This window comes from Clostridium sp. JS66, from assembly GCF_033561535.1.
Classification (GTDB): Bacteria; Bacillota; Clostridia; order Clostridiales; family Clostridiaceae; genus Clostridium_AM; species Clostridium_AM carboxidivorans.
The window spans coordinates 4,405,132-4,428,812 of sequence record NZ_CP131467.1 but is presented as its reverse complement, the minus strand read 5'-3'; the positions used below and the strand labels follow the sequence as shown (position 1 = coordinate 4,428,812).

General features: G+C 29.0%; 21 protein-coding genes and 2 riboswitches. Of the genes, 12 read left to right on the top strand and 9 right to left on the bottom strand.

The features are described from left to right. Nucleotides 1-150 precede the first annotated feature (150 nt). The gene (locus Q6H37_RS20545; RefSeq protein WP_318736002.1) at nucleotides 151-648 is read left to right on the top strand and encodes a GNAT family N-acetyltransferase; all 498 of its coding nucleotides are present in this window, start codon (nucleotides 151-153) and stop codon (nucleotides 646-648) included. 204 nt (nucleotides 649-852) lie between these two features. Further along, the gene (locus Q6H37_RS20540; protein WP_318735999.1) at nucleotides 853-1,470 is read left to right on the top strand and encodes a DUF2238 domain-containing protein; all 618 of its coding nucleotides are present in this window, start codon (nucleotides 853-855) and stop codon (nucleotides 1,468-1,470) included. A gap of 92 nt (nucleotides 1,471-1,562) precedes the next feature. Here Q6H37_RS20540 and Q6H37_RS20535 read toward each other — a convergent pair whose 3' ends face one another. After that, nucleotides 1,563-2,789, bottom strand: a complete 1,227-nt coding sequence (locus Q6H37_RS20535) for an aminopeptidase (RefSeq protein WP_318735998.1) — start codon at nucleotides 2,787-2,789, stop codon at nucleotides 1,563-1,565. Between the two features lie 67 nt (nucleotides 2,790-2,856). Continuing rightward, nucleotides 2,857-3,618: a DeoR/GlpR family DNA-binding transcription regulator gene (locus tag Q6H37_RS20530; RefSeq protein ID WP_318735996.1), complete on the bottom strand. Its 762-nt coding sequence runs from the start codon at nucleotides 3,616-3,618 to the stop codon at nucleotides 2,857-2,859. Nucleotides 3,619-3,922: 304 nt separating this feature from the next. Between Q6H37_RS20530 and Q6H37_RS20525 the strand changes: the two genes are divergently transcribed. After that, nucleotides 3,923-4,726 (top strand): Cof-type HAD-IIB family hydrolase, encoded by an 804-nt coding sequence (locus Q6H37_RS20525; RefSeq protein WP_318735994.1) that lies wholly within the window; start codon nucleotides 3,923-3,925, stop codon nucleotides 4,724-4,726. 67 nt (nucleotides 4,727-4,793) lie between these two features. Here Q6H37_RS20525 and Q6H37_RS20520 read toward each other — a convergent pair whose 3' ends face one another. Beyond that, nucleotides 4,794-5,594: a nitroreductase family protein gene (locus Q6H37_RS20520; protein WP_318735992.1), complete on the bottom strand. Its 801-nt coding sequence runs from the start codon at nucleotides 5,592-5,594 to the stop codon at nucleotides 4,794-4,796. 241 nt (nucleotides 5,595-5,835) lie between these two features. Here Q6H37_RS20520 and Q6H37_RS20515 point away from each other — a divergent pair, with 241 nt between their 5' ends. Then, a complete protein-coding gene (locus Q6H37_RS20515) occupies nucleotides 5,836-6,171 on the top strand; it encodes a helix-turn-helix domain-containing protein (RefSeq protein WP_318735990.1) in 336 nt (111 codons plus the stop codon). A 1-nt stretch (nucleotide 6,172) separates the two neighbouring features. Here Q6H37_RS20515 and Q6H37_RS20510 read toward each other — a convergent pair whose 3' ends face one another. Beyond that, a complete protein-coding gene (locus Q6H37_RS20510) occupies nucleotides 6,173-7,000 on the bottom strand; it encodes a YihY/virulence factor BrkB family protein (RefSeq protein ID WP_318735987.1) in 828 nt (275 codons plus the stop codon). Nucleotides 7,001-7,227: 227 nt separating this feature from the next. On the opposite strand from Q6H37_RS20510, the gene Q6H37_RS20505 reads away from it, so the two are divergent. Next, nucleotides 7,228-8,004 carry a class I SAM-dependent methyltransferase gene (locus Q6H37_RS20505; RefSeq protein ID WP_318735985.1) on the top strand — a complete coding sequence of 259 codons (777 nt, stop codon included), beginning with the start codon at nucleotides 7,228-7,230 and terminating at the stop codon, nucleotides 8,002-8,004. A gap of 117 nt (nucleotides 8,005-8,121) precedes the next feature. After that, on the top strand, nucleotides 8,122-8,283 hold the full coding sequence (locus Q6H37_RS20500; RefSeq protein WP_318735983.1) for a hypothetical protein: 162 nt from the start codon (nucleotides 8,122-8,124) through the stop codon (nucleotides 8,281-8,283). Nucleotides 8,284-8,597: 314 nt separating this feature from the next. Here the strand turns inward: Q6H37_RS20500 and Q6H37_RS20495 are convergent, their stop codons facing one another. The 3 genes from Q6H37_RS20495 to Q6H37_RS20485 form a co-directional block, all read right to left on the bottom strand. Then, nucleotides 8,598-9,404, bottom strand: coding sequence for an ExeA family protein (locus Q6H37_RS20495; protein WP_318733562.1), 807 nt, complete (start codon nucleotides 9,402-9,404; stop codon nucleotides 8,598-8,600). Nucleotides 9,405-9,419: 15 nt separating this feature from the next. Next, on the bottom strand, nucleotides 9,420-10,679 hold the full coding sequence (locus Q6H37_RS20490) for a DDE-type integrase/transposase/recombinase (protein WP_318734736.1): 1,260 nt from the start codon (nucleotides 10,677-10,679) through the stop codon (nucleotides 9,420-9,422). Between the two features lie 206 nt (nucleotides 10,680-10,885). Further along, nucleotides 10,886-11,440 (bottom strand): DUF6431 domain-containing protein, encoded by a 555-nt coding sequence (locus Q6H37_RS20485; RefSeq protein ID WP_318742904.1) that lies wholly within the window; start codon nucleotides 11,438-11,440, stop codon nucleotides 10,886-10,888. 308 nt (nucleotides 11,441-11,748) lie between these two features. Beyond that, nucleotides 11,749-11,831, top strand: a riboswitch (cyclic di-GMP riboswitch). Between the two features lie 62 nt (nucleotides 11,832-11,893). On the opposite strand from Q6H37_RS20485, the gene Q6H37_RS20480 reads away from it, so the two are divergent. The 4 genes from Q6H37_RS20480 to Q6H37_RS20465 are packed head-to-tail and all read left to right on the top strand — an operon-like array spanning nucleotide 11,894 to nucleotide 19,178. Further along, on the top strand, nucleotides 11,894-14,512 hold the full coding sequence (locus Q6H37_RS20480) for a polysaccharide deacetylase family protein (RefSeq protein WP_318735981.1): 2,619 nt from the start codon (nucleotides 11,894-11,896) through the stop codon (nucleotides 14,510-14,512). A 60-nt stretch (nucleotides 14,513-14,572) separates the two neighbouring features. Beyond that, nucleotides 14,573-16,450 carry a glycosyltransferase gene (locus tag Q6H37_RS20475; protein WP_318735979.1) on the top strand — a complete coding sequence of 626 codons (1,878 nt, stop codon included), beginning with the start codon at nucleotides 14,573-14,575 and terminating at the stop codon, nucleotides 16,448-16,450. Then, the gene (locus tag Q6H37_RS20470) at nucleotides 16,440-18,119 is read left to right on the top strand and encodes a glycoside hydrolase (RefSeq protein WP_318735976.1); all 1,680 of its coding nucleotides are present in this window, start codon (nucleotides 16,440-16,442) and stop codon (nucleotides 18,117-18,119) included. The genes Q6H37_RS20475 and Q6H37_RS20470 overlap by 11 nt, the downstream gene beginning before the upstream one ends. Before the next feature lie 15 nt (nucleotides 18,120-18,134). Then, a complete protein-coding gene (locus Q6H37_RS20465) occupies nucleotides 18,135-19,178 on the top strand; it encodes a glycosyl hydrolase family 18 protein (protein ID WP_318735973.1) in 1,044 nt (347 codons plus the stop codon). A 61-nt stretch (nucleotides 19,179-19,239) separates the two neighbouring features. On the opposite strand, the gene Q6H37_RS20460 is transcribed toward Q6H37_RS20465, so the two are convergent. After that, nucleotides 19,240-19,635, bottom strand: a complete 396-nt coding sequence (locus tag Q6H37_RS20460; protein ID WP_318735971.1) for a pyridoxamine 5'-phosphate oxidase family protein — start codon at nucleotides 19,633-19,635, stop codon at nucleotides 19,240-19,242. Between the two features lie 157 nt (nucleotides 19,636-19,792). Continuing rightward, complete coding sequence (locus tag Q6H37_RS20455) at nucleotides 19,793-21,532, bottom strand: HAMP domain-containing methyl-accepting chemotaxis protein (RefSeq protein ID WP_318735968.1); 1,740 nt, start codon at nucleotides 21,530-21,532, stop codon at nucleotides 19,793-19,795. A 233-nt stretch (nucleotides 21,533-21,765) separates the two neighbouring features. Beyond that, a riboswitch (TPP riboswitch) is annotated at nucleotides 21,766-21,872 on the top strand. A gap of 414 nt (nucleotides 21,873-22,286) precedes the next feature. Here Q6H37_RS20455 and thiW point away from each other — a divergent pair. After that, nucleotides 22,287-22,856, top strand: coding sequence for an energy coupling factor transporter S component ThiW (gene thiW / locus Q6H37_RS20450; RefSeq protein WP_318735964.1), 570 nt, complete (start codon nucleotides 22,287-22,289; stop codon nucleotides 22,854-22,856). After that, the gene (gene thiM / locus Q6H37_RS20445; RefSeq protein WP_318743086.1) at nucleotides 22,834-23,631 is read left to right on the top strand and encodes a hydroxyethylthiazole kinase; all 798 of its coding nucleotides are present in this window, start codon (nucleotides 22,834-22,836) and stop codon (nucleotides 23,629-23,631) included. Before thiW ends, thiM begins: the two co-directional genes overlap by 23 nt. Nucleotides 23,632-23,681 lie beyond the last annotated feature (50 nt).

The window sequence follows — 23,681 nt, the reverse complement described above, 5'->3', positions numbered from 1 at the left end:
GTTAGGTTGGCTATTTATGTAATATTTTATTATAATTATATTGAAAATATAATGAATTGTAAATACAATATGTTTATTAAAGAAAAATAAATATTAACAGAAAGATATTATGATGGGATTTAATAAAACTTTAAATCAGGAGGCGGCAGATTGAACAGCAAATTTTTAGAATCAGAAAGATTAATTTTAAAGCCATTATCCTTTAAAGAATTGGTATATATTAAGGATAATGACATTAGTAATATTGAAATAGAAGCAGTATCTAGTTCTGTTAAATTAGCAGTATCAAAGAAATTGAGCAAAATGAAATATATCGATTCAGAATTTCATGAATGGTATACATATTGGTTAATTATAAGTAAAAATAATGAAAAAGGGATAGGCTTCATTGGATTTAAAGGACTACCAGATGAAAATGGTTATTCAGAAGTGGGATATAGTATTTCACCTAATCATAGAAAGAAGAGGATTATGACAGAAGCTTTAAGGACATTGGTTACATGGGCTTCTGAATTTCAAGGCTGCAGGGGAATAACTGCTAGAGTTTTAAAAAGCAATATAGGTTCTCATAAAGTATTAACTAACTGCAATTTTAAAGTAAATAGTTCTAATGGAGAAGGGAATGATTATATTCTTAAATTAAAATAGGAATGTAACAGGATAAGTATCAAAGAATTAAGTTTTACTAATATTAGTTGTAATACTTTTTATTTTATATATAACAAGATTGAAAAAGAAAGTAAATTTAGATAATATAAGAGTACATGATAAATTATAATATAAGAAAAAGTTCGTTCGAAGCTACATTTTTTCATTATATTTTGTGCCTTGAGCGAAGAAAAGGAAATGGATATGAATATAAAACAAATAAGTAAAATACATAGTATGTTTTTGATAATATTTTTTATAGTATTTATTTGGTCTGCTATTTACCCTAAAGATTCTTTTACCTGGTTTTTAGAAGTTTTCCCAGCAATTATAGGTATTATAATTATAATATTTACGTATAAAAAATTTAGATTTACCACTTTTGTTTATGGCTTGATGCTAATTCATGCAATTATATTGTTAATAGGTGGACATTATACTTATGCAGAAATGCCTTTGTTTAATTGGATAAAAGATAGTTTCCATTTAAGTAGAAATTACTATGATCGCTTAGGGCATTTTGCTCAAGGGTTTATACCAGCTTTTATTTCTAGAGAGATATTAATTAGAAAAGCTTATTTAAAAAAAGGTAAGATGCTGCTATTTATTGTTATATGTATTTGTTTGGCAATAAGTGCAGCTTATGAACTTATAGAATGGTTGGTAGCTGAAGTAACAGGTTCTGCAGCAGATGCTTTTTTAGGAACTCAAGGAGATGTGTGGGATACTCAATGGGATATGTTTTTTGCTTTAATAGGTTCAATGTCAGCTGTATTTATGTTTTCTAAAATTCATGATAGGTGTATAGAAAAATTTAAATAAAATAGGAGTGTGACATGGTCAATATTAAAGAATTTATAAAATAAATTTAAAAGGGATATTTTATGCATTCCCTTTTAAATTTTTAGAAAAAACTATGTAAAGTTTCCGTTTATAAATACAGGAATTTCTTTACCTTCTTTTGTAATACCTGTAATACTTAAATCCTTTGTACCAATCATAAAGTCTACATGTTCAAAGGAATCATTTACTCCTGCATTTTTTAAAGCTTCCGTACTCATATTTTCACTATTTTTTAAACAAGTAGGATAAGCTTCACCTATAGCCAGGTGGCAGGAAGCATTTTCATCAAATAAGGTATTATAGAATAATATATTTGAATTTGAAATTGGAGAATCAAAAGGTACAAGAGCAACTTCTCCAAGGTAATGAGTACCTTCATCTGTTCCTATTAAGTTTTTTAAACTGTCATAGCCTTTTTTACAAGTAAAATCTACAATCCTTCCATCTTTAAAGGTAAGAGTAAAGTTTTCTATAAGATTGCCATTATAATTTAAAGGCTTAGAACTTGTAACTTTACCATTTACACCGAACTTATAAGGTAAAGTAAATACTTCTTCTGTAGGAATGTTAGCCATAAATTCGGTACCTTCTGGTGTAAAAGATGAACCACCAAGCCATAAATGATTTTTTGGAAGTTCTATTTTTAAATCAGTGCCAATGGAATTTTTATAAACAAGATATTTAAAGTTACTTTTATTAAGAAAATCCATAGACTTTTTTAAATTATTCTGGTGATTATTCCAAGCTTCTATAGGATCATCTTTATCCGCTCTTACAGCTTTAAATATAGCATCCCAAAGCTTTTCTACTGCCTCATCTTCCGAAACATCCTTAAATACCTTTTTAGCCCAGGCTTTTGTTGGAACAGAAGCAACACACCATACATTTTTATCTGCCATAAGTCTTTCTCTATATTCAGATAATGCAGCACTTTGAGCCTTATTAGATCTCATTATTCTCTCAGGATTTACATCCTTCATAAGTTCTGGATCTGAGGCAGAAATACTAAGAAATGCAGCACCTTTTTTAGCACAGCATACAAATAAATCCTTTTGCCAGCTGTGAACTTCATCAAATATTTCATCTTTTCCATGTAAGTACTTTATTTTAGAGGAAAGTTCATCTCTCCAGTTTATTATTACTTCTCTAGCACCTTCTTTATAGGCTATTTCAGAAATTGTTCTAGTAAAGTCAGCACATTCTATAGGAGAATTTATAACCAAGGTTTGATTATTTTGTATATTAAGTCCTGTCTTTACAATAATTTGAGAATATTTTTCTAAATAATCTTTACGCATCTTAAAACATCCTTTCATAAAAAGATATTATAAGTATAACCAATGTAGTTATATTTTACAAAAAGATTTATATTAACTTCACATCTAATTTTTTTAACTTTTCTTTAATATCATCATTAATGTCTGAATCAGTGATTATAACATGGAGTTCATCTAAAGTAGCAAATTTATATATACTATCTAAATTGAACTTTTCTTTTTCAATGAGCAAGAATACTTCTTTACTGTTGGAAATTACAGTTTCTTTAAGATTACCATCTTCTAAGTCAGTGGTGCCTGCACTGTTAGTAATTAAATTTACACCTGAGCTCCCTAAAAAGCTTTTATTAAAAGTATATTTAGATATACTTTTAATTGCCTCTGAACCAAAAATTCCACCAGCTTTACTATCATATATTCCTCCTATACATATCAACTTAACATTTTCATTATCATTAAAAAGAGGTGGAATTGTGGGCATGTTAGTTACCAAAGTTATCTTTTTATTACTATTAGCAATTAGTTTAGCTAACAGAAAATCAATACTTGAAGGTTCTAAAAAAATCACATCTTCATCTTCTATAAGATTAAAGGCTTTCTCAGATATTAGCTTTTTACTGCTTAAGTTCAACTTCATTCTAGCAGTTATAGGACTGCTTTTAGAAATTCTTCTTCTTAATATAGCGCCGCCATAGGTTCTTTGAATAGCACCATCTCTTTCTAATCTTTGCAAGTCCTTCCTTACCATACCTTCTGAAACATTAAATCGTTCACTTAGTTCTTTTACCTTTATCCTACCATTTTCGTTAAGTATACTTAATATTTGTTCTAATCGTTCTTCAGTAAACATTTAAGCACCTCATCAATTATTAATGTTTATCATTATTGATTAATATTATAACATTACTATTAAAATTCACAAATTATCTTGAATAAAATTTTAAAATGATATACAATGATAATAAATGATAAACAATAATAACAAATGATATTAGTTGATAGAACTGTTTTAAAGGCCATATGATTTAGCGTAATAGGGTAATGCCTAGCGTGATATTTTATATGTTTAGGCATCTTCAAAAACTAGGTGCAGTATTGGTTTTTTGAAGGTGCCTAATAAACCAATAGTAGAGGTAAATCTTGGGAGGTAAAATATGTACAAATTATTAGCTATTGATATGGATGGTACATTATTAAATAGTAATAGAATTATTTCAAAAGCAAATAAGGAAGCAATTAGAAAGGCCATAGAAAAGGGCGTTAATGTTGTTATAACATCTGGAAGAGGGCTTAAGGGTGTGGATAATTTTTTGGACGAAGTTCATTTAAGAGGAGAGAATCAATATCTTATTGCAAATAATGGGGGAACTATATATAGAACTAGTAATTTTGAATGCGTTGCATATAAAGGATTAAGAGGCAGGGATTTCATAAAAGCGCATACTTTAAGCAAGAAATTTGGACTTAATATGATTGCGTATACTCATGAAGGTCCTATTGCAGCAGAGGAAAGTGAATTTACAAGATTTGAAGAAGAATATGTAGGAACTCCTGTTAAAATTATTAATTTTAAATCAGATATTGAAGATAATGATGAAATTACAAAGATATTATTTTCTCAGACAGAAGAATTGTTAGACAAAAAAATGCTTGAGTTGCCAAAGAAATTTTATACTGAGTATAATGTGGTGAAAACTATGCCTATAGTTTTGGAAATTATGGATAAAAATTGTAATAAAGGTTATAGTGTAAAAGTTTTAGCAGATAAGTTGGGAATAAAAAAAGAAGAGGTAATGTGCATAGGTGATCAGGCAAATGATGTTGAAATGTTAACTTATGCTGGTCTTGGTGTTGCAATGGGAAATGCTATTGAAGAACTTAAGGATATAGCTCAATATGTAACTTCAGACAATGATAATGATGGAGTGGCAAATGCTATTAAAAAATTTATATTGTAAACTAATTGCTTTGTACAAGAAACTGCTTATATGGACAGCATCACATAAGCAGCTTTTTTATTTAAACTTACCCTATACATGTAACATCTAATTTATTACGATCTACTAATCTTTTATATTTGTATTTAGGATATCCAACCATAAGAGCACCTGTGATTACTTTATCCTTAGGGATATTGAATAAATCTAATAATGGTCTATAATTCAAAAATGCACAAAATTCAAATAATCCAGCCCAGCAAGAACCTAATCCTAATGTAGGTGCAAATAGTTCCACATAGGATAATGCAGAAATGCTATTTTCTCTTCCATTTTTAAAATCCTTTGAAGCAGTTGCAAGTATAAGATGAGGAGCATCACGTAAAATTGAATCTATGCCATTTTTTCTATAATTATTTATATGTCTTGAAAAGCTCCAATGAAGTTCAATATTATCTTCCATCCACTTAACTATTATTTCAGTAGATTTTTCCAATATTTTTTTATCTTTTACGATAATATAGGATACTCCTTGTGAATTACTGGCAGTAGGAGCAAAACGTGCAATATTAACTAATTTTAATAGTTCTTCATAAGGTACAGGTGTATTTTTGTAACTTCTTATTGACCTGCGTGATCTAAGAAAATATTCAGCAGTTTTTGAATCCAAACCTTTAAAATCTTTTATATCTACTTGATCACTTAGTGGAGCTTTAATGTTATCAAGTGCACCATAAGGACATACAGCAGCACATTGTCCACAGGCAATACAAGAATTATTATTGTTTTTGGGACCATCTTCTTTCATATATAAAGCTGTAGTTGGACAAACCTTTGTACAAGCTCCGCATTTTACACATAATGATTCATTTACTTTAATTAAATTCACTAATATTCACCTCTTAAATTTTATGTTTTATAAATACTTAATATTTATGTTGCATTTTTAAATTAATATTGTAAAATGTTTTACAAGAGATATTATATACTGTACTATTATTTTTGGGAAGTAGGTACTTTTAAGTAGTATAGTACCTATTTATATACCATAGAGAGAAAAGAGGTGAACTTTAGTGATGTCAGTATAATAACAAATGATTTGATATATATTTCATCACTAAATATAATGAATGTTAAAATTTAAAGGTAATGAATATAACTGTTCTATGGAATTAACTTTAGATATAATAGGCGGAAAATGGAAACCGCTTATTATCTGGCATTTAGGTAGGAAAGCTATGAGATTCAGTGAATTGAAGAAAACTTTGCCTAGTATTACTCAAAAAATGCTTACTCAGCAGCTTAGGGCACTGGAGGAAGATCAATTAGTGAATAGATTTGTTTACACTCAAGTGCCACCCAAGGTAGAATATTCTCTTACAGAGAGAGGAAAAACTCTTTTGCCTGTTTTATCAACTTTATGTGAATGGGCCATTGGATATTCTAATTCCTTAGATGATAAATAACTCAATTCTTTTTTGAATTTGTACTAGTACATTCATGATATAATGAGGCATTAAACTCTCCACCCAAAATAACAATGATAGAAATTAGAAAAAGCCAGGTAAGTAGAACAATTATAGCTCCAATACTGCCGTAGATAACTGAATAATTAGCAAAGTTATTTACATAGTAGGCAAAGCCGGTAGATACAAGTATAAGATGAAGTATTGCAAATAGGGAACCTGGCAAAACCTCAAGCCAGGTAAGCCTTTTGCATGGTGCATAGCGATAAAGAGAAGTAAATATAAATACAGCAGTGGATATAAATATAAAATATCTAGTTAATGTCCATAAAATAATTAACCTATGAGTAAAACCTAATTTATAAGCTGTATACTTCCATATGATATGCCCTAATATTAATAAAAACATCATAATTAGTATTATAAAAGCCATTCCAATTGTGCAAAGTATTGAAATAAGCCTAACTTTAATGAAGCTCCTTGATTCAGGAACTCCATAAGCTTTATTAAGACCTTTTATAATTCCTGTAAAACCAGAAGATGCAGACCAAATAGTAAGTATTAAACTAAAGGACATGAGCTGACTGTGTTTTGTGGTGATCACTTCAGAAACTGTAGTACTTATAAGATTGAAGGCACTTGCCGGCATAATTTTACTTAAAGCTAGTAATATTTCATTATTATTTAAGGAAGTGTGCCCTATAAGTGTCATAAGAAAAATTATAAAGGGAAAAAAGGATAGGACTAAATTATATGCAAGTTGGGAGCCTAAAGCAGGAATATCATCATTGTTGAATCTATAAATCAAATCTAATAACAATCTTTTCATAATTATAAAAATCCTTTTCAATACTCCTTCTTATTATATTGAACAAGTTTGAGTTATATGATTTAAAAGGAAGAAAATAGCTTGACCATTTTTAGCTGTAATGTAGTATAATATTTGTTAGAATGTAAAAGGAGGGTAGTGACTGGAATATGGAAATTTAAATGAGTAAAGGATAATTTTTGTATTTAATCATTACTAAATATAATAATAGATGAGGAACATAAGAGATGACAATGGAATTAGAAAAATACTACAATAAATTTTGTGAAGATAAAAGATTAACGAGAAAATATGGACAAGTTGAATATATCACTTCTATGAAATATATTCATGAGTATTTAGGAAACAACAAGAATGCAAAAATATTAGATGTTGGTGCAGGGACAGGCAGGTATTCTATACAATTAGCAAATGAAGGACATGATGTTACTGCAATTGAACTTGTGAAACACAATCTAGGTGTTTTAAAGTCAAAAGGAAGTGCAGTAAAAGCATATCATGGAACAGCATTGGATTTATCAAGGTTTTCAGAAAATACTTTTGATATGACTTTGGTATTTGGACCTATGTATCATTTATATCAATTTGAGGATAAAGTAAAAGCGCTTCAAGAGGCAAAAAGAGTAACCAAAACTGGAGGTTTCATTTTAGTAGCGTATTGTATGAATGAATATAGTGTAATAACCTATGGTTTTAAGGAAAATAATATTCGTGAATGTATTGATAATGGCAAACTTACTGATGATTTTCATGTTATATCCGAACCAATAGATTTATATGATTATGTAAGAATTGAAGATATTAATAAGTTAAATGAAGAAGTAAAACTTAAAAGAATAAAATTAATTGCAGCAGATGGACCAGCTGATTATATGAGGCCTGTTTTGAATGCTATGGATGAAGATACATTTCAAATTTTTCTTAAGTATCATTTTTCTACCTGCGAAAGACCAGAGTTACTGGGAGCAAGCGCACACACAGTAGATATTTTGAGAAAAGAATAAGTAAAAGATAAGAAGTCAATTATAGATAAGTCATTTATATATACTGGGATATTGATAAATTAGAAGTATTTTGAATATTATATTAGTGGTTATTAATTTTCCTTAGAAGGGGTTTTTATGGACGCAAAAATATTTATGTCAGTATCGCAGTTAACTAAGTATATTTTTTTGATTTTTATATTGGGAATTATACTTGGTGGTATATTAGGAGGACTTATGATTTCAAAAATTAAAAATGGCTTTAAAGGGAATAAAAACAGATTTCATAAAAACAAGTAATATCATAATGAAAAAAAGTGAGGAGTTTAAAAAAAATCAGCTCCTTGCTTTTTTAGTTTGAATCAATGAAAACAAGTTTTGAAATTAATTGTTACGCGTCAAATTATTTAAGCTATTCAAAGTCAAATTATTTCAACCTAAATTAAGTAATAATATGGTAAAAATGCAGATTAAATAATCTTACGATAGAAAAAAATATGTAAAAAGTCAAATTAAATCAACCTTTCTTCACAATATCCACAATGTATAAAATATGAAAATTAGACAATTAATATAGGTATAAAAAAACACTGCCAAGTAAGCAGTGTTTAAAATTAAATTGTAAGGTCAATTTCGCTTTGAGCTTTATAAACTATTTCAGCATTAATAGAGGAAAGTTTTTGATTAGCACCAGAAATAAGACACATTCTCGTTAGAGAATTTAAAGGTCTTATAGAGCCATTTGTGGTTGAATACATAAGTTCAAATGCATCATCAGTAAAAATAGGTTCTATGCAGCCTGCGGCTTTAAGCATTGAAATTATGTAGGGTTTACATTCTTCTGGCGTTAGCCCTCGTAAGCAATAATTCATTAAAATTCGCTGGCGCAGCGCTTCATGAATTTGTCTGCTGAGTTGAAGTAAAAAGTTAGGTTGACCTGAAAGAATTAGCATAGCATAATTCTTTGAATCCATATTAAAGTTAAATATAATTCTTAAATCATCAAGGATGGAATTGCTTAAAAACTGACATTCATCTAATATAATGACTGGGGTTATATTTTTACTATGACTATAAGTGTATATAGCTTCCTGTATTTGTTTAAACATAGTAACTTTTTTACAGGCAGGAATTATTCCAAGACCATCACAAAGAGCTCTGTAAAAATCCATGACCGTTAAGGTCGAAATAGGAATATATATACATTTATATAAATTGGGGTTGAGTGAATTTACAAAATAACGGAGTAGGAAAGACTTACCTACTCCGGGTTCACCAGTAAGTACACCAATGCCCAAAACAGATTTTAAAAATTCTAATCTGCTTAATGCGTGATTAAAGTCTTGGAATTTAAAGCTGTGTGTTAAATCAATATTTTTATCAAATGGGTCAAAGGTTAACCCATAAAAAGTTTTATACATAATATCAACCTCCGGTTAGTTAGCTTTAAAGGCAGAAAAATCAACAGAATCATTATTAGATCTTCTAACCTTTGAGTTATCAATTTTTTTTAGTGGGAAAATAGTATCTGTAAGCTTAGCATCTTCAGAGAAGATGTATGCTTTATCAAGTGAAGTAGGATCATAACGAATATTTATTTTTTCTCTTACATACTTTAATGGAACTTCAAATAATTTAGTTCCTATGGATACTGTGGAGTCATTTTTAACAGTACGTTGAACTTTATATAAAAATAAATGATCAAGTTCACTTTTAGAGGAAACAAACCTTAAATTTTCAATATTATTCATATATTTATCAAAGGGTGTAGAATTTATTGATGAATGAAAGGTTTTGTTATAGTGATTAACATAAGTCAATAGAGATTCATTCAAAATGTCTATTGACTTAAAATCACCCCAGTTTATTGAATTCATCCATTGTTTTTGCATTGTTTGAAACCACCTTTCAATTTTACCTTTCGATTGAGGAGAATATGGCCTAGCAAAGCTTAAAATAGACCCAAGTGAAGCACATATAAGTTGAAACTGTTCACTTTTATATATCTTTCCGTTATCAACAAAAACTTTTTTAGGAATACCTTTAGATGCTACCGCATCTTTAAAAACAGCCATAAGAGACAATAAATCATCTTTAAAAAATACTTTACATCCAACAATAAGCCTACTAGCATCATCAAGGAAAGCTATAATATAAGTTTTATATTTTCTGCCTTGAATAGTGAGATAAGGTCCAACAGATACATCAGACTGCCAACATTCATTCGCATATTCAAATTCAAAGGCTCTTCTATCTTGAGGCGCCAGCTTTTGAGGTGCTATATTAGCCTGTTTTATGAATCTAGTTATTGTAGAAAGAGATATATTGTTTTCATTTTCAAATCCTTTGGCAATAACTTCATGATATATATGTTTAGCAGTTTTTTTGGGGGAATTAATTTTGCAGTTTATAATGAACTGCTTTGTTTCTTGCGAAATTTTTCTTGAACAACCTTTGTCATCTCTTGTTTTAGGATATAAACCGTCTATACCATGTTTCCTATATAAGGTTAACCAACCTTTAATTGTAGCCGGAGAATACTCTTTTCTTCCGCCGTTAGGCATAGTATAAGATTTAGCAGCAATTTCTGATAAATATTCTTTAACAGAAGATTGAGTAAAAGTATTAGTGATTATAGGTGCAATTAGAGAGTATCTAAACAGAGCTATTTTTTGGCTTAATTCATGAGATATCATAATTAAATGCCTCCTTCAACTTTGAGTTTATTTTCATTTTTAATTATGTACCTCAATAATCAGCCTTAACCGTTAAAAGTTGTGTGGAAAAATATAAGAACTTCAAAATAAAATTTAAAAGTTGAGACAAGTTTTAAGTAAATAAGCATTAAAAAAATAAGAAGTGTTTAATTTGATAAAGGGCAAAAAAACTAAAGCTTCTGTAATTAAGGTTTACAGAAAAAATATTTAGGCATATCTAAGAAAAATCTTAAATTAAAATCATATCTTAAACGTGAAAAATCAGTAATCATTGTAAGTAAATTGGATGGAAAAACATTTTTGGTATCAGGGCAAAATATTTTAAGTTGTGCAAAAAATAGGCGAATAGCCGTTAAAGAAGTTATTAGTCTGCTTTTCCAAAATGATAAATGAGTTTTGTTTATGGATAACATACAATTTATAGAGTTAACAAACTTAATAATTTTGCTAAATGAGTAATTAAATTTAAACATAATAATAAGGCAAGTTAATATAACATGATAGGTGTATTGTCTATAAGGTATTATGAAACTTGGAATAAGAGAGTACGTCTTATGGCATGATTTGCACCTATATCTAATGATAACTACTCTATAAGCTTTGTTAAATGTAATCAAATTTCTATAGTAGAATCCATGTCTATATAGTTTTCCTTCATATCCGCATGCTTCGCATCCATATTTTATGGGAAACCTATTATACTTATTAAGCTTATTATATTTTCTTATGCCGTAAGGCATCTTTATTATTTCTATCACTTTTTTTCAGTCCTATAAAATTTTTTTATATTTTTAAATTATAGTCAGATTAAATAATCTTATTCTTTTTGTGTCAGATTATTTAATCTGACGTAAAAAGAAAGGCTATTATAATTTACTTTTTTTGAACCTGTTATTAAGCAAATAAATTGCTTAATAACAATTAATATTACAATGGTTTCGTATTTTAATATAATTAAAAAATTTAGCCTTAAAACAACATAATCATATATATATTGACAAATTATAACACTGCAATATATAATTAATTTCGAATTAAAATAATTTACTATGTCTTGGAAATTATGAGCTATATACTTAATTTGGGCACTTTGTATATAGGGAGTTATTAGTGCAACCGGCCGAATATTTATTTGGTCGATTTTTTTATATCTTTATTATTTTTGAGGTTAAGCTGTAATTGAAAGGTGAATTATGAAAAGAAAGAATATCTTTATTATAATTTTGGTGGGAAGTATTTGTATAGGTGTTTATACATATAAAAATTACAAGGTTAATACAAGTTCAGGAAAAATGATTATAAGTAAAAAGAGCAAGTATGATGCATCAGAAGAAATAAAAAAAGCAATGAGTTCATTAAATAACAGTAAAAAGGCAGACGTTATAACAAATGTAGATGCATCAGCAAATGTGGTAAGTTTATCATTTGAAGGTCTTAGTGATAAGAATACTATGAATAAAATAGTAACTATGTTAGATGAGTATGGAATTAAAGCAACATTTTTTGTTCCTGGAATTGAAGCAGCTGAGGATTCCAGTATAGTGAAAATGATTCAAAAATCTGGACATGATATAGGAAGTGGAACTTTATCTTCCACCAAAAATATGGAAAAGCTGTCCTCAAAGGAATTAGTTACGGATTTTTGCAGAACTAATAAGATTTTAAAAACTATAACTGGAAGAGAGTCTGTTTTGCTAAAGTGTAATTCCACAGTTTACAATGACAGTATATTGAAGGCAGCTTATGCATCAGGGAATAAATATGTGGTTGACAGTAATCATTATTTAAACTATCAAAGTTTTAAAAACTATGATCAAGTGTATAGGTATGTGAATAGTTTAAAAAGAGGAACCATAATTTCTATAAAATTAGAAGGGGTTCTTGATAGTACTGAATATAAAGGAAAAGAAGAGAAACCTGCAATAGATAAACAGGCCAATGTGAATATAGATAACAAGATTGGTATGAGTGAGGAAAAAAGTGAAAAGCAAAAAGAGGACAATATTGTAGAAACTGTAGAATGGCTTTTAAAATCAATGGATGAACAGAAAAAGACTGCTTATAAAGTATCTGAGCTGCCAAATGTTGAAAGATACAATAAGCTTCAAAGAATAAAGGATACAATAGCTAGTAAGTATATTAAAAAAGATACATTGAAGACTAAATCTAATAAAAATAATACATTGGGAAATAAAGTAGAAGGTAATAAAACTAAAGACAGCAACAACATCAAAGATAATGTAGACTTAATAAATTTTAAGGAATTACTAGAGAAAAACAATAAAAGACAAGCTCCTGTGGTATCAGAGTTTTATACTACTCAAAAGGCTTTGGCTTATACCTTTAGAGGATTAAGTAATGAAACTAGCTTGAATAATGTACTTACAGAACTTGATAGGGTTAATGCTAAGGGGACATTTTTTGTAACAAAGGATGAAATATTAAAGTACCCAGATAGGATAAATAAGATACTAAATAAAGGACATGAAATTGGCAATGGTGGGATAACAACAAGTGCAGCTTTATTAAATAAATCACCAGAAGAAATTTGTAAAGAAATATATGAAGTAGATAAGTTACTAAAAGATAAAGGAATAGTTACAAATGCATATATGGCTGGATATGGATATGATAATCCACAAATTCAACAAGCCTTATCAGCAGTAACTAATATTTCTTCTCTTAAGAATTATGAATTATTTACTTATTCAAAATCGCCTACTATTAATAAATATAAAAATATGAGTGCTGAAGATATCGTGCCTAGTTATTTTAATGTAAATTCATATATGTCACTTAGAAAGGGAGAGATAGTTTATTTTAGATTAGATTCAAACTTGTTTAAAAATGATAATGTTGTTTCCAATATGGTTGATATATTAACTAAAAATTATGTTGAAAATGGTTATATTAACAGGTACAATGAAAAATCCAACTCTTATAATTTAGAGCAAAAACCATTAGGATACTCATTAGTAACATTAGACAATTTACAGAAAACTTTTGAAACTTCATCACAGTTTGGTAGATACAATATTATAGGAAATTCAATTTCTATGAAAAAAAGAAGTTATGAAGATGCACTAAAAATGATGAAAACTAATTATATAGGTAATGTAGATGTAGACGTAAGTGATTTTACTGAAGAAGAAAAATCATTTATTGATAAAAGTGGAACCATTGATACAAAGGGTAAAAATGTTATATTTTTTACTTTTGATGACTGGGGGGGAGATCCAGTAGTAAATGAAATATTAGATGTATTAAATAAACATAAAGTACATGGAACGTTTTTTGCAATAGCAAAAAATGTTGATATTAATAGTGGTATGTCAAATGTTAATCCAAACTTACTTAGAACAATTGCTTTAAATGGCAATGATATTGGAAGCCATAATTATAATCATGAACTTTTGGGAACTAATAGAGAAGAACTTGGAAAATCTCTAGTTAAAGCTTATGATGTTATGAATAGTGTTATAGGAGATTTGGATTCAATCAGGCCGTATTTTAGACCACCTACGTTGCTTTTAAAAAGGGAAGGATTGGCTGCTGTATTTGAAAGTGGCTATAAATATTCTATTAGTGGAAATGTTTCAACTCATGACTATGCAGAAGCTTCAGCACAAGATTTAGTTAAGTATATACAGCAAGGACTAGTTAAAAATAAAGGAAATATAGTGGTAATGCATATGAATGACCAAGCTTATTATACTGCAGAAGCTTTGGACATATTTTTAACTAACAATGAAAAAGGAGTGTACGGAGAAAAATATAAAATTGCAAAATTAAGTGATTATTTAGAAAAGTAATTTTAGGCATCCGGACTTATTATTTTTTGAAGATGCCTTATCAAACTAGGAGTTTTAGAAATGCTTACACAAAAGAAATTGAAAAAAGACGAAAGTGAAGAAAGTGATATCCTGCTAAATCCCCGTAAGGATAGAAGATTATTAGCAAATGTTCCAGATAAAGAAGCTATAAGAACCACAGTTGACAGAAGAGGAAAAAAGGTAATAGAAGATTATAGTGATGACCCTAACTTGTTTATAAAAAGTAAAAAAGCTGGAATAAGATATGTAATGAAAACTGATGTTAAAGTAATATGTGAAAAACACAAGGCAATTAGCAGTTTTAAAGCTAAATCCATAGATGTTTCAACTACGGCAATTTTATTAGAAGTAAAGGATAAGAAACAATTAAACATGATCAGTAAGGCTAACAATATTAAATTAAAATTTAAAGTACTGCCAGGTGCTATGCCAGAAGGGTATGAAATGAATGTTAATATTAATGGCAAAAAGGTTAGAGATACTATTAATGCAGATGGGAGGATAGTATGTGGTATAGAATTTCTGGAAAGTTTATCTGAGTATTCTGGTAGAAAAAAGGATAGATATGTATTAGCTTCTTCCAGCTTATTATTATTGTTTATAAGTATATTTATCATACTAATGAGAGCAGAAAGTATTATTTACTTTGAATTTAATAAGTGGATATATCTATATAGTATTATTGCAGCTGTATTTTTATTAAGTAGGTATTTATTTGGAGTTTTGTACAAGCCTATGCCTATGGATATTGGTTATACTCCAGGTGTAACAATTATTATTCCTTGCTTTAATGAAGAGGAATGGATAGAAAATACAATTTTAAGCTGTATTAATCAAGATTATCCTATTGATAAGCTTGAAGTTATAGTTGTAGATGATTGTTCAAATGATAAATCTGTAGAAAAGATAAGAAACACCTTAAATAAGCTAAATAATGAAGCAGAAAGATTTGAAGCTGCAAATAGAGTAAAATATTTTGTTCAAGAAAAAAACATGGGAAAAAGAGATGCTTTATGTAGAGGTGTTTTAAATGCAAAGCATGATTTAGTAGTATTTGTTGATTCAGATAGCTTTTTAGATCCCTTTGCAATAAGAAATTTGGTTCAGCCCTTTAAAGATCCTAAAATGGGTGGAGTATCAGGTAGGACAGATGTTGCAAATACTTTTACAAACACTTTGACTAAAATGCAGTCTGTTAGGTATTATATTGCTTTTAGAATTATGAAAGCAGCAGAGGCTTATTTTGATGCAGTTACATGTTTATCAGGACCACTTTCATGTTATAGAAAACAAATAGTTATGGACAATATGGATGGGTGGATAAATCAAAAGTTTTTAGGTCAAAGGGCAACCTTTGGAGATGATAGGGCTATGACTAATTTTGTATTAAATGGACATAGGACTAGTTATCAGGATACAGCAATTTGTTCCACTATTGTACCTAACAACTATAAAGTATTTCTTAAACAGCAAATGAGATGGAAAAGGTCCTGGCTAAGGGAGTCAATTATTGCAGGAAAGTTTATGTGGAAAAAAGAACCCTTTATGGCTACTTTCTTTTACATGGGAGTATGTGTTCCTATTGCTGCACCTGTAATAGTTATTTATAATTTAATATACGTACCTATTGTACATAAAATATTTCCTACTACATTTCTTGTAGGACTTTTAATGATGTCACTTATGATGAGCTTTGCTCAAATGTTCTTTAGAAAAAGTACTACCTGGATTTTTGGAATGCTATTTTGTATTTATTATGAAGCTGTGCTGCTTTGGCAAATGCCTATAGCTTGGGTAACCTTCTGGAAATCCACTTGGGGAACAAGAATGACTCCAAGTGACATAGAAGCTGAAAGAAAAAAGAGAAAAGTATTTAATATTTTAACAAAACAGGGGGAGAATGCAGTTGAAAAGTAAAGAATTCTCCTCAGAAAGAAAAGATAGAATTAAGAAAATAAGAAGCATATTTCAAGGAATAATTTTATGTGCAGTTTTAATATTTATTGCAAAAGCACTGTTTACAATTTCAACATATAAACCCTATAGTTCAAATATTGTTTCTAAAAGCAGAAAGAGTGGTTTTATCTCAATATCCTATTTTGGTGTAGATAGAATTGGGGATGATACACTAATAAGTACTGATGCTTTAGAAAAACAATTAAAAGCATTAAAGGATAATGGATATGTAACTATAACTCAGCAGGACATATTGGATTACTATAAAAAGGGAAAGGCACTGCCTGAAAAATCGTTATTTCTGTTGTTTGAGGATGGAAGAACAGATACAGCAATATTTTCTCAAAAAATTTTAGAAAAATATAACTATAAAGCTACAATGCTGACCTATGCAGATAAATTTTCAAAAAATGATCCTAAATTTTTAATGCCTAAAGATTTGTTGAAGTTAAAAAATAGTTCTTATTGGGAATTAGGTACTAATGGGTATAGATTAGAATTTATAAATGTTTTTGATAAAAATTCAAATTACTTAGGAAATTTAGATTCAGTTCAATTTTCAAAGCAGGCTCCTAAAGTCAATAGAAAATATAATCATTACCTTATGGATTATATTAGAGATGAAAATGGAATACCTTTGGAAAGCTATGATGAAATGAAGCAGCGTATTGATAATGATTATAAAAGCTTATCAAATATATACAATAAAGATATAGGATATGTACCAACTTTATATGCACTGATGCATTCAAATACAGGAAAGTTTGGAACTAATGATAAAGTTAGTGAGATAAATGGTAAATGGATTGAAAAAACTTTTAGTATGAATTTTAATAGGGAAGGATATTCATTGAATTTGCCAGACAGTTCTATTTATGATCTAACAAGAATTCAACCACAGGCTTATTGGAGTACCAATCATTTATTAATGAGAATTTGGGATGATACCAAAAAAGATGTTAAATTTGTAGTAGGAGATAGAGAAAAAGCTAAAAAATTCGAGAAGATAAAAGGACAAGCAGAGTTCGTAGACGATAAAATCATATTAACATCTAAGCCAAAGGAAAAAGGACTCATAAAGCTTGCAAACAGCCAAAATTATAAAGACATTAAAGTATCAACACTGCTTAATGGAAATATAATAGGTTCCCAGTCTATATATTTAAGATCCAATGAGGATGGAAGCAGTAGTATATGTGTTCAGCTTATTAACAATACAATTAGTGTTATTGAAAATTCAAATGGAACTAAAAATGTGTTGTATTTATCAACTTTAAGTAAAAACAATAGAGAAATTGATATAAAGGAATTTGGAAGTAAAAAAGTGGATATAACATTAGTTGGCAAAGAATTAACTTTAACTATTGATGGAAAAAAGATAGTAGAAGATTTAAAAGTGAGTAAGGAAAAGGAAGGAAGTATCCTTCTTGAGTCTGCGTGGGGAAATTATGGCTATAGTCAAAGAAACATTGCAGATGATGTATATGATGCAGTGTTTAAAAGTTTTAAAGTGACTAATACAAGTAACAAAGTTTTATATGACTCATCATTAAAAGGAATGGAAGCTGTAACTTATAATACTAAAAATTATTTTAATGAAGTTGTAAATTGGTTCATTAAGAATTTATAGTTTGAGAGGATTAATATGAAAAAAAAGTTGTTTTGGATTGTACCTATAGTATTGTTAGTATTATTAACATCAGTTATATATAAAAGTGTTAATTCAAAAGGGATTGATTCTAAGGATAATAAGGCAGTAGCAAAGGAAGGTTCAAAAGCATTTGGTGGTGATGTAAATAGTTTATCCGCCTGGGTTGTATATTGGGATTTAAGTGCTGATAAAGAAATTAAAGCTTTAAACAATAAATTAAAAAATGTTTCTTATTTTTCAGCTAACTTTGACTCAAACAGTAAACTAGTGATGCCAGAAGAATTAATTAACTATTATAATGAAACAAAGAATTTTAAGTACAATAAATATATAACTATTGTCAATGATAAAGCAAAAGGTGATGGAAGCTATTCATTAAAGGATACAAGCTTGTTAAAAAATTTGTTAGGTAATGAAGCTTCAAGAAGCAGTCATATTGAAGACATTGTGAACCTGGCAACTAAGTATGGTTTTAATGGTATAGAAATTGATTATGAACAAATAAAAAATGATATGGAGCTTTGGAATAACTATATATTATTTGTAAATGAGCTATACCAAAAGGCTGAAAGCAAAGGTTTAAAACTGAGAGTTGTACTGGAAACTAATACACCTTTTGATAAATTGAATTTTGCTCAAGGTCCAACTTATGTACTTATGTGCTATAATTTGCATGGCAGCTTCAGTAAACCAGGTGGAAAAGCAGATGACAAGTTTATTAGAAGTTCAATAGAAAAAATGAGCAAAGTTTCAGGAAAGAAGGATTTTGCCATTGCTACAGGAGGGTTTAACTGGTCATCTAATGGAAAAACTACTTCTGTTACAGAAGAGGAAGCTAACGGTATATTAAAGAAGTACAAGGCTAAGATACAACGTGATGATGACAGCAGGTGTTTATATTTTAGCTATAAGGATGAGAATAATTTGAAACATGAGATATGGTATGCAGATAAAATTACCTTGAATTTATGGATGAAGGTTATAAGTGAAAAAGGTTATGACATTAGCATTTGGAGATTAGGTGGAAACTTATTTTAATAGATAATGAAAAAGACAAGATGTGTTTTAAAATACACCTTGTCTTTTTTGAAATTTAATTTTAAAATTTAACCTTTTTAGAAACAGTCATCATATCGTAAAAAGTTGCTTCAGCTTCATCTATGTAGAATATTTCGAAAATTCCATCGCCTACTTTATATATTTTTTTAAGCATAGGCATAATATTCAAAGCAGCTTCTTGTGATTCTTTTGTTGTATTAAAAACTACCTTTCCATTTAATCTAAGCCATTTTCCTTCTGGAGAAGTTGCACTGATTTGGCATTTTGGATTAGCCTTTAGTTGTTTGTATACATCCTTTGTATTGCCAGTACAAAAACATAGCTTATTATCGTATTTCATTACAAATCCAAAAGGACGTAATGCTGGATTATCTCCATTTACAGTAGCAAGATAAAAAACTTTGTTGTCAGTTAAAAACTTTAAAACTTCATCCATAATTATTATCTCCTTTATCCATAAAACATTTTGTTAAGTTAAATTTGTCCAAAGAATAACTTTTAATACTCTAAATTAAAAAATAGAGTGTTAAATATGTTAGTCATCGGACAAATGTAACTAATTACATTTTAGCACAAAAATCACAATAAACAAATTATATAGTAAATTTTTCTATTGATTGTTGAAGTTTACTTGAAAGCTGTGAAATTTCACTTATGGATGACGATATTTCATGTATATGTGATGTTTGCTCTTCTGTAGAAGCAGAAACTTCTTCTGTTTGCAAAGCATTATCTTTTAATATATTTACAATACTATTTATAGATTCTTCCACTGACTTTGCACTATTATTAATAGCAATTGCTTCTTTAGTAACTTCGTTAACTTTTGTTGTTACTTCTAATACAGCATCCTTTACATTTTTGAACTTATTTTCTGTAGATGTTAATGAAGATACTTGTTCATTTATAGAAGATTCGGCTGTATTCATTTTAGCTACAGTAGTTTCTATATTAGTTTGAACTTCTTTTATTAAATTACTTATTTCCTTAGCAGATTCAGTGGACATTTCAGCTAGTTTTCTTACTTCTTCTGCCACAACTGCAAAGCCTTTTCCTGCTTCTCCTGCTCTTGAAGCTTCAATGGAAGCATTTAAAGCAAGTAAATTTGTCTGCTCTGATATACCATTAATAACATCAATAACTTGGCTAATCATTTTTGATTTTTCAGATAGAGTTAAAATAGTATTGCTAACATCCTTAGATGCATTTTTAGTATCTATCATGGTATCGCTTTGATGTTTAATACTTGATACACTATCATCTACAGTTTTCATTGCTTTAACAGCAAGTTCTTCAATGGTAATGTTATTTTTGGTTATACTTGATATTCCTTGAACTACATTAGTTACCATGACATTACCTTGTTCTGCCAACGCTGATTGTTCAGTACTAGCTTTTGATAAATTATTCATAGCTTCAGCAATTTGCTCAGAAGCTCTGTTAACTTCTTCAGAGGAGTTTGTCATTTCTCCAGAAGATGAGTATACATTTTTACTAAGTTCTTTAGTATGTGAAATTAATATTCTAATTTTTTCTATAAATCCATTGAATTTTTCAGTGACTCTACCTAATTCATCTTTTTTAAGTATTTCTCCCTTAACGGTAAAGTCTCCATTTTCTGCACGTTCCATTAATAATTGGAGTTGGTCTATAAAATTTATAATTCTCTTGTAAGTTAGGAAAATTAGTGCTGCAAAAAATATACTTATACAAATACTAATTAATATAATAGCAATTAAAGATTTTTGAAATTTGCTATTATCTTCTTTCAATTGATTTATGCTGTTTGCAACTTCTGAGTTTTCTTTTTGTTGTATTTGTTTTACTAATAAATCCATATTGTCAGTAGATTCTCTGTCAACACCTTTTACTAATGCATCAACAATTTTAAAACTTTGAAGGTTATTTTTATCATAACTTTGTATAGCTTGAGTGTATTTATTATGAAGTTCTTTATGGGAATTTGCTAGTTTGTCTACTAAAGCAGTATCCATGTTTTGTTTGGACATAGATTCTTTTAGTTTACTTAATCCTGTTTGGACAGTTTCGTCTTGTTTTAAAAATTCGCTATATGACTTATCAAAGGATTCTGGATCATTGCCTCTTAATAATGTATCCTTCCAATATTGAACTTGCTTTTTAAAGTCAACTTGTACAACTCTTGCATTATCAGTTAATGCAACATAATTGTTAATAGAATACATCTTATTATTGACCTTATCATTTTCATTTTTGAAGGAAATCCATGAAAAAGTTCCAATTCCAATTGTAAAAATAATTACGAAACATACTAGTAAAAATAGGGTTCTTCCAATATTTTGATTGTTTTTCATATGCTTTGTCTCCTTTAATTTTGTTTGATTATAATATATTTAAGTACATCCTTTGTTTTCCACATAAATGAATAACTTAAAGTTTTAGCACACCTGTTTATTATAGATTATCCTTATGGATTTTCCAAGTAATAAATAGTTATTTCATTTAAGAAATTATATAAGAAAGTAAACCTTTACTACGAATTACTTTTAATGGGTGTGTTGAAATTAGAAATGATATATGGTATAATTTCCTTAAAAAGGGGAGCTTGTTTAAGCAGGCTGAGAGGAAGTGTATGCTTCGACCCATAACTTGATTCGGATAATACCGACGTAAGGAAATATTTGATTTATGCTTTTATTATTTTGCAAGTGTAAATGGAATGTGCCTTATAGGTATATTCCATTTTTTATTTTTTTTAGGAGCAGAGGGGGAGCGCCCTAAGCTTTATATCAAAGGACAACTAAATAGCGAGGGAACTTGTGTTTCAAGGTGAGAGGAAGCTTTTGAGCTTCGACCGATCAATATCATGATTTCTAGTGACTAACAGCTCTAATACTCGCACTTTTCAAAGTGATAGTAAAGAGTGGGTTATGTCCTTGGATAAAGATTTTCAAGCATCAGATTGAATCTAACGCTTCATGTGATGTTAAGAAATCTATTTAAATCATATAGGGAATTGCTATTTAGTTACAATAAAATTATGCCTAAATGATGGTGTTTATTTCCTATATGGTTAGAAAATAAATATTATTATGGAGGTATTTTATTATGGAAAGAAACTCAAAACTATTAAAAAAACTTATGCTGGCAATGCTTATAGCAATGGGGGTTGTAATATCACCAATTCTTCGTATAGAAGGAATGTGCCCTATGTCTTCAGTTATAAATATTACATGTGCAGTTGTACTCGGACCTTGGTATGCACTACTTTGTGCTGTCTGCATTGGAATTATTAGAATGTTCCTTATGGGAATTCCACCTCTAGCTTTAACTGGTGCTGTTTTTGGTGCATTTTTGTCAGGACTTTTATACAGAGCATCTAAGAATACTTTGATTTTTGGAGTTTTAGGCGAAGTTATAGGAACTGGTATTATAGGAGCCATTGTTTCAGCACCTATTATGACATATTTTTGGGGTAAAAAAGGACTTTCATTAATGTTTTATGTTCCTTTATTCTTTACTGCTACAATTATAGGAGGAGCAATTGCTTTTATCTTCTTGGGAGCATTAAGTAAGAATGGGATGCTTATAAAGATTCAAAAGAGCTTGGGGGTAAAAGTTTATGACAAATCAACAGAGGTTAATAGAGAGATTATTGCAAATAAAACACAGTGTTAAAATCAATAAACCTCTTATTCATTGTATTACAAATCCAATTTCAATAAATGATTGTGCAAATGTAGTACTTGCTGTAGGTGCAAAACCTATTATGGCTGAACATCCTTTAGAGGTTTCAGAAATTACTTCTGTTTCTAAAGCATTGGGAGTTAATCTTGGAAATATAACAGATGCTCGAATGGAATCCATGATGATTTCAGGTAAAATAGCTTTTGAAAAGAAAATTCCTGAAATAATTGATCTTGTAGGTGTTGGCTGTAGTAATTTAAGATTAAACTACGCAAAAAAATTTATTTCAAAGTGTCGTCCAAGTGTTATTAAGGGCAATATGTCTGAAATAAAAGCAATTTGTGGTATAAAAAGTAATGCAAAGGGAATAGATGTAGGTGAAGGTGATGAAATAACATCTAAAAGCTTTGATGAAAATATAAAAATAATTAAGGAATTATCACTTAAAACTGGTGCTGTTATTGCAGCTACAGGGGTAGTAGATATAGTAGTAAATGGAGATGATGCTTATTTAATAAAAAATGGCTGCGAAATGCTTTCAATGGTAACGGGTACAGGATGTATGGTTACTGCACTTATAGCAAGTTATATTTCCTCATTAGATATATTAGGTGGTACTATTTTAGCAGTAGCACTTATGGGAATATGCGGGGAACTGTCACAGCATGTAAGTGGTATAGGAAGCTTTAGAACTGAACTTATAAATAATATATTTACAATTTCTGATGATACTATTGTAGAAAAAATAAAATGTAATTTCAAATAATATAAGGATCATAAAAAATTTCATATAAATATATTAATCATGAAAAATAA

Bases quoted from the DNA above. Each gene is read 5' to 3' on its own strand.
- Q6H37_RS20525 (WP_318735994.1), top strand. From the start codon at position 3,923: ATGTACAAATTATTAGCTATTGATATGGATGGTACATTATTAAATAGT.
- Q6H37_RS20500 (WP_318735983.1), top strand. From the start codon at position 8,122: ATGGACGCAAAAATATTTATGTCAGTATCGCAGTTAACTAAGTATATT.
- Q6H37_RS20540 (WP_318735999.1), top strand. From the start codon at position 853: ATGAATATAAAACAAATAAGTAAAATACATAGTATGTTTTTGATAATA.
- Q6H37_RS20495 (WP_318733562.1), bottom strand. From the start codon at position 9,404: ATGTATAAAACTTTTTATGGGTTAACCTTTGACCCATTTGATAAAAAT.
- Q6H37_RS20465 (WP_318735973.1), top strand. From the start codon at position 18,135: ATGAAAAAAAAGTTGTTTTGGATTGTACCTATAGTATTGTTAGTATTA.
- Q6H37_RS20455 (WP_318735968.1), bottom strand. From the start codon at position 21,532: ATGAAAAACAATCAAAATATTGGAAGAACCCTATTTTTACTAGTATGT.
- Q6H37_RS20515 (WP_318735990.1), top strand. From the start codon at position 5,836: ATGTTAAAATTTAAAGGTAATGAATATAACTGTTCTATGGAATTAACT.
- Q6H37_RS20505 (WP_318735985.1), top strand. From the start codon at position 7,228: ATGACAATGGAATTAGAAAAATACTACAATAAATTTTGTGAAGATAAA.
- Q6H37_RS20530 (WP_318735996.1), bottom strand. From the start codon at position 3,618: ATGTTTACTGAAGAACGATTAGAACAAATATTAAGTATACTTAACGAA.
- Q6H37_RS20485 (WP_318742904.1), bottom strand. From the start codon at position 11,440: ATGCCTTACGGCATAAGAAAATATAATAAGCTTAATAAGTATAATAGG.
- Q6H37_RS20480 (WP_318735981.1), top strand. From the start codon at position 11,894: ATGAAAAGAAAGAATATCTTTATTATAATTTTGGTGGGAAGTATTTGT.
- Q6H37_RS20460 (WP_318735971.1), bottom strand. From the start codon at position 19,635: ATGGATGAAGTTTTAAAGTTTTTAACTGACAACAAAGTTTTTTATCTT.
- Q6H37_RS20490 (WP_318734736.1), bottom strand. From the start codon at position 10,679: ATGATATCTCATGAATTAAGCCAAAAAATAGCTCTGTTTAGATACTCT.
- Q6H37_RS20475 (WP_318735979.1), top strand. From the start codon at position 14,573: ATGCTTACACAAAAGAAATTGAAAAAAGACGAAAGTGAAGAAAGTGAT.
- Q6H37_RS20510 (WP_318735987.1), bottom strand. From the start codon at position 7,000: ATGAAAAGATTGTTATTAGATTTGATTTATAGATTCAACAATGATGAT.
- thiW (WP_318735964.1), top strand. From the start codon at position 22,287: ATGGAAAGAAACTCAAAACTATTAAAAAAACTTATGCTGGCAATGCTT.
- Q6H37_RS20535 (WP_318735998.1), bottom strand. From the start codon at position 2,789: ATGCGTAAAGATTATTTAGAAAAATATTCTCAAATTATTGTAAAGACA.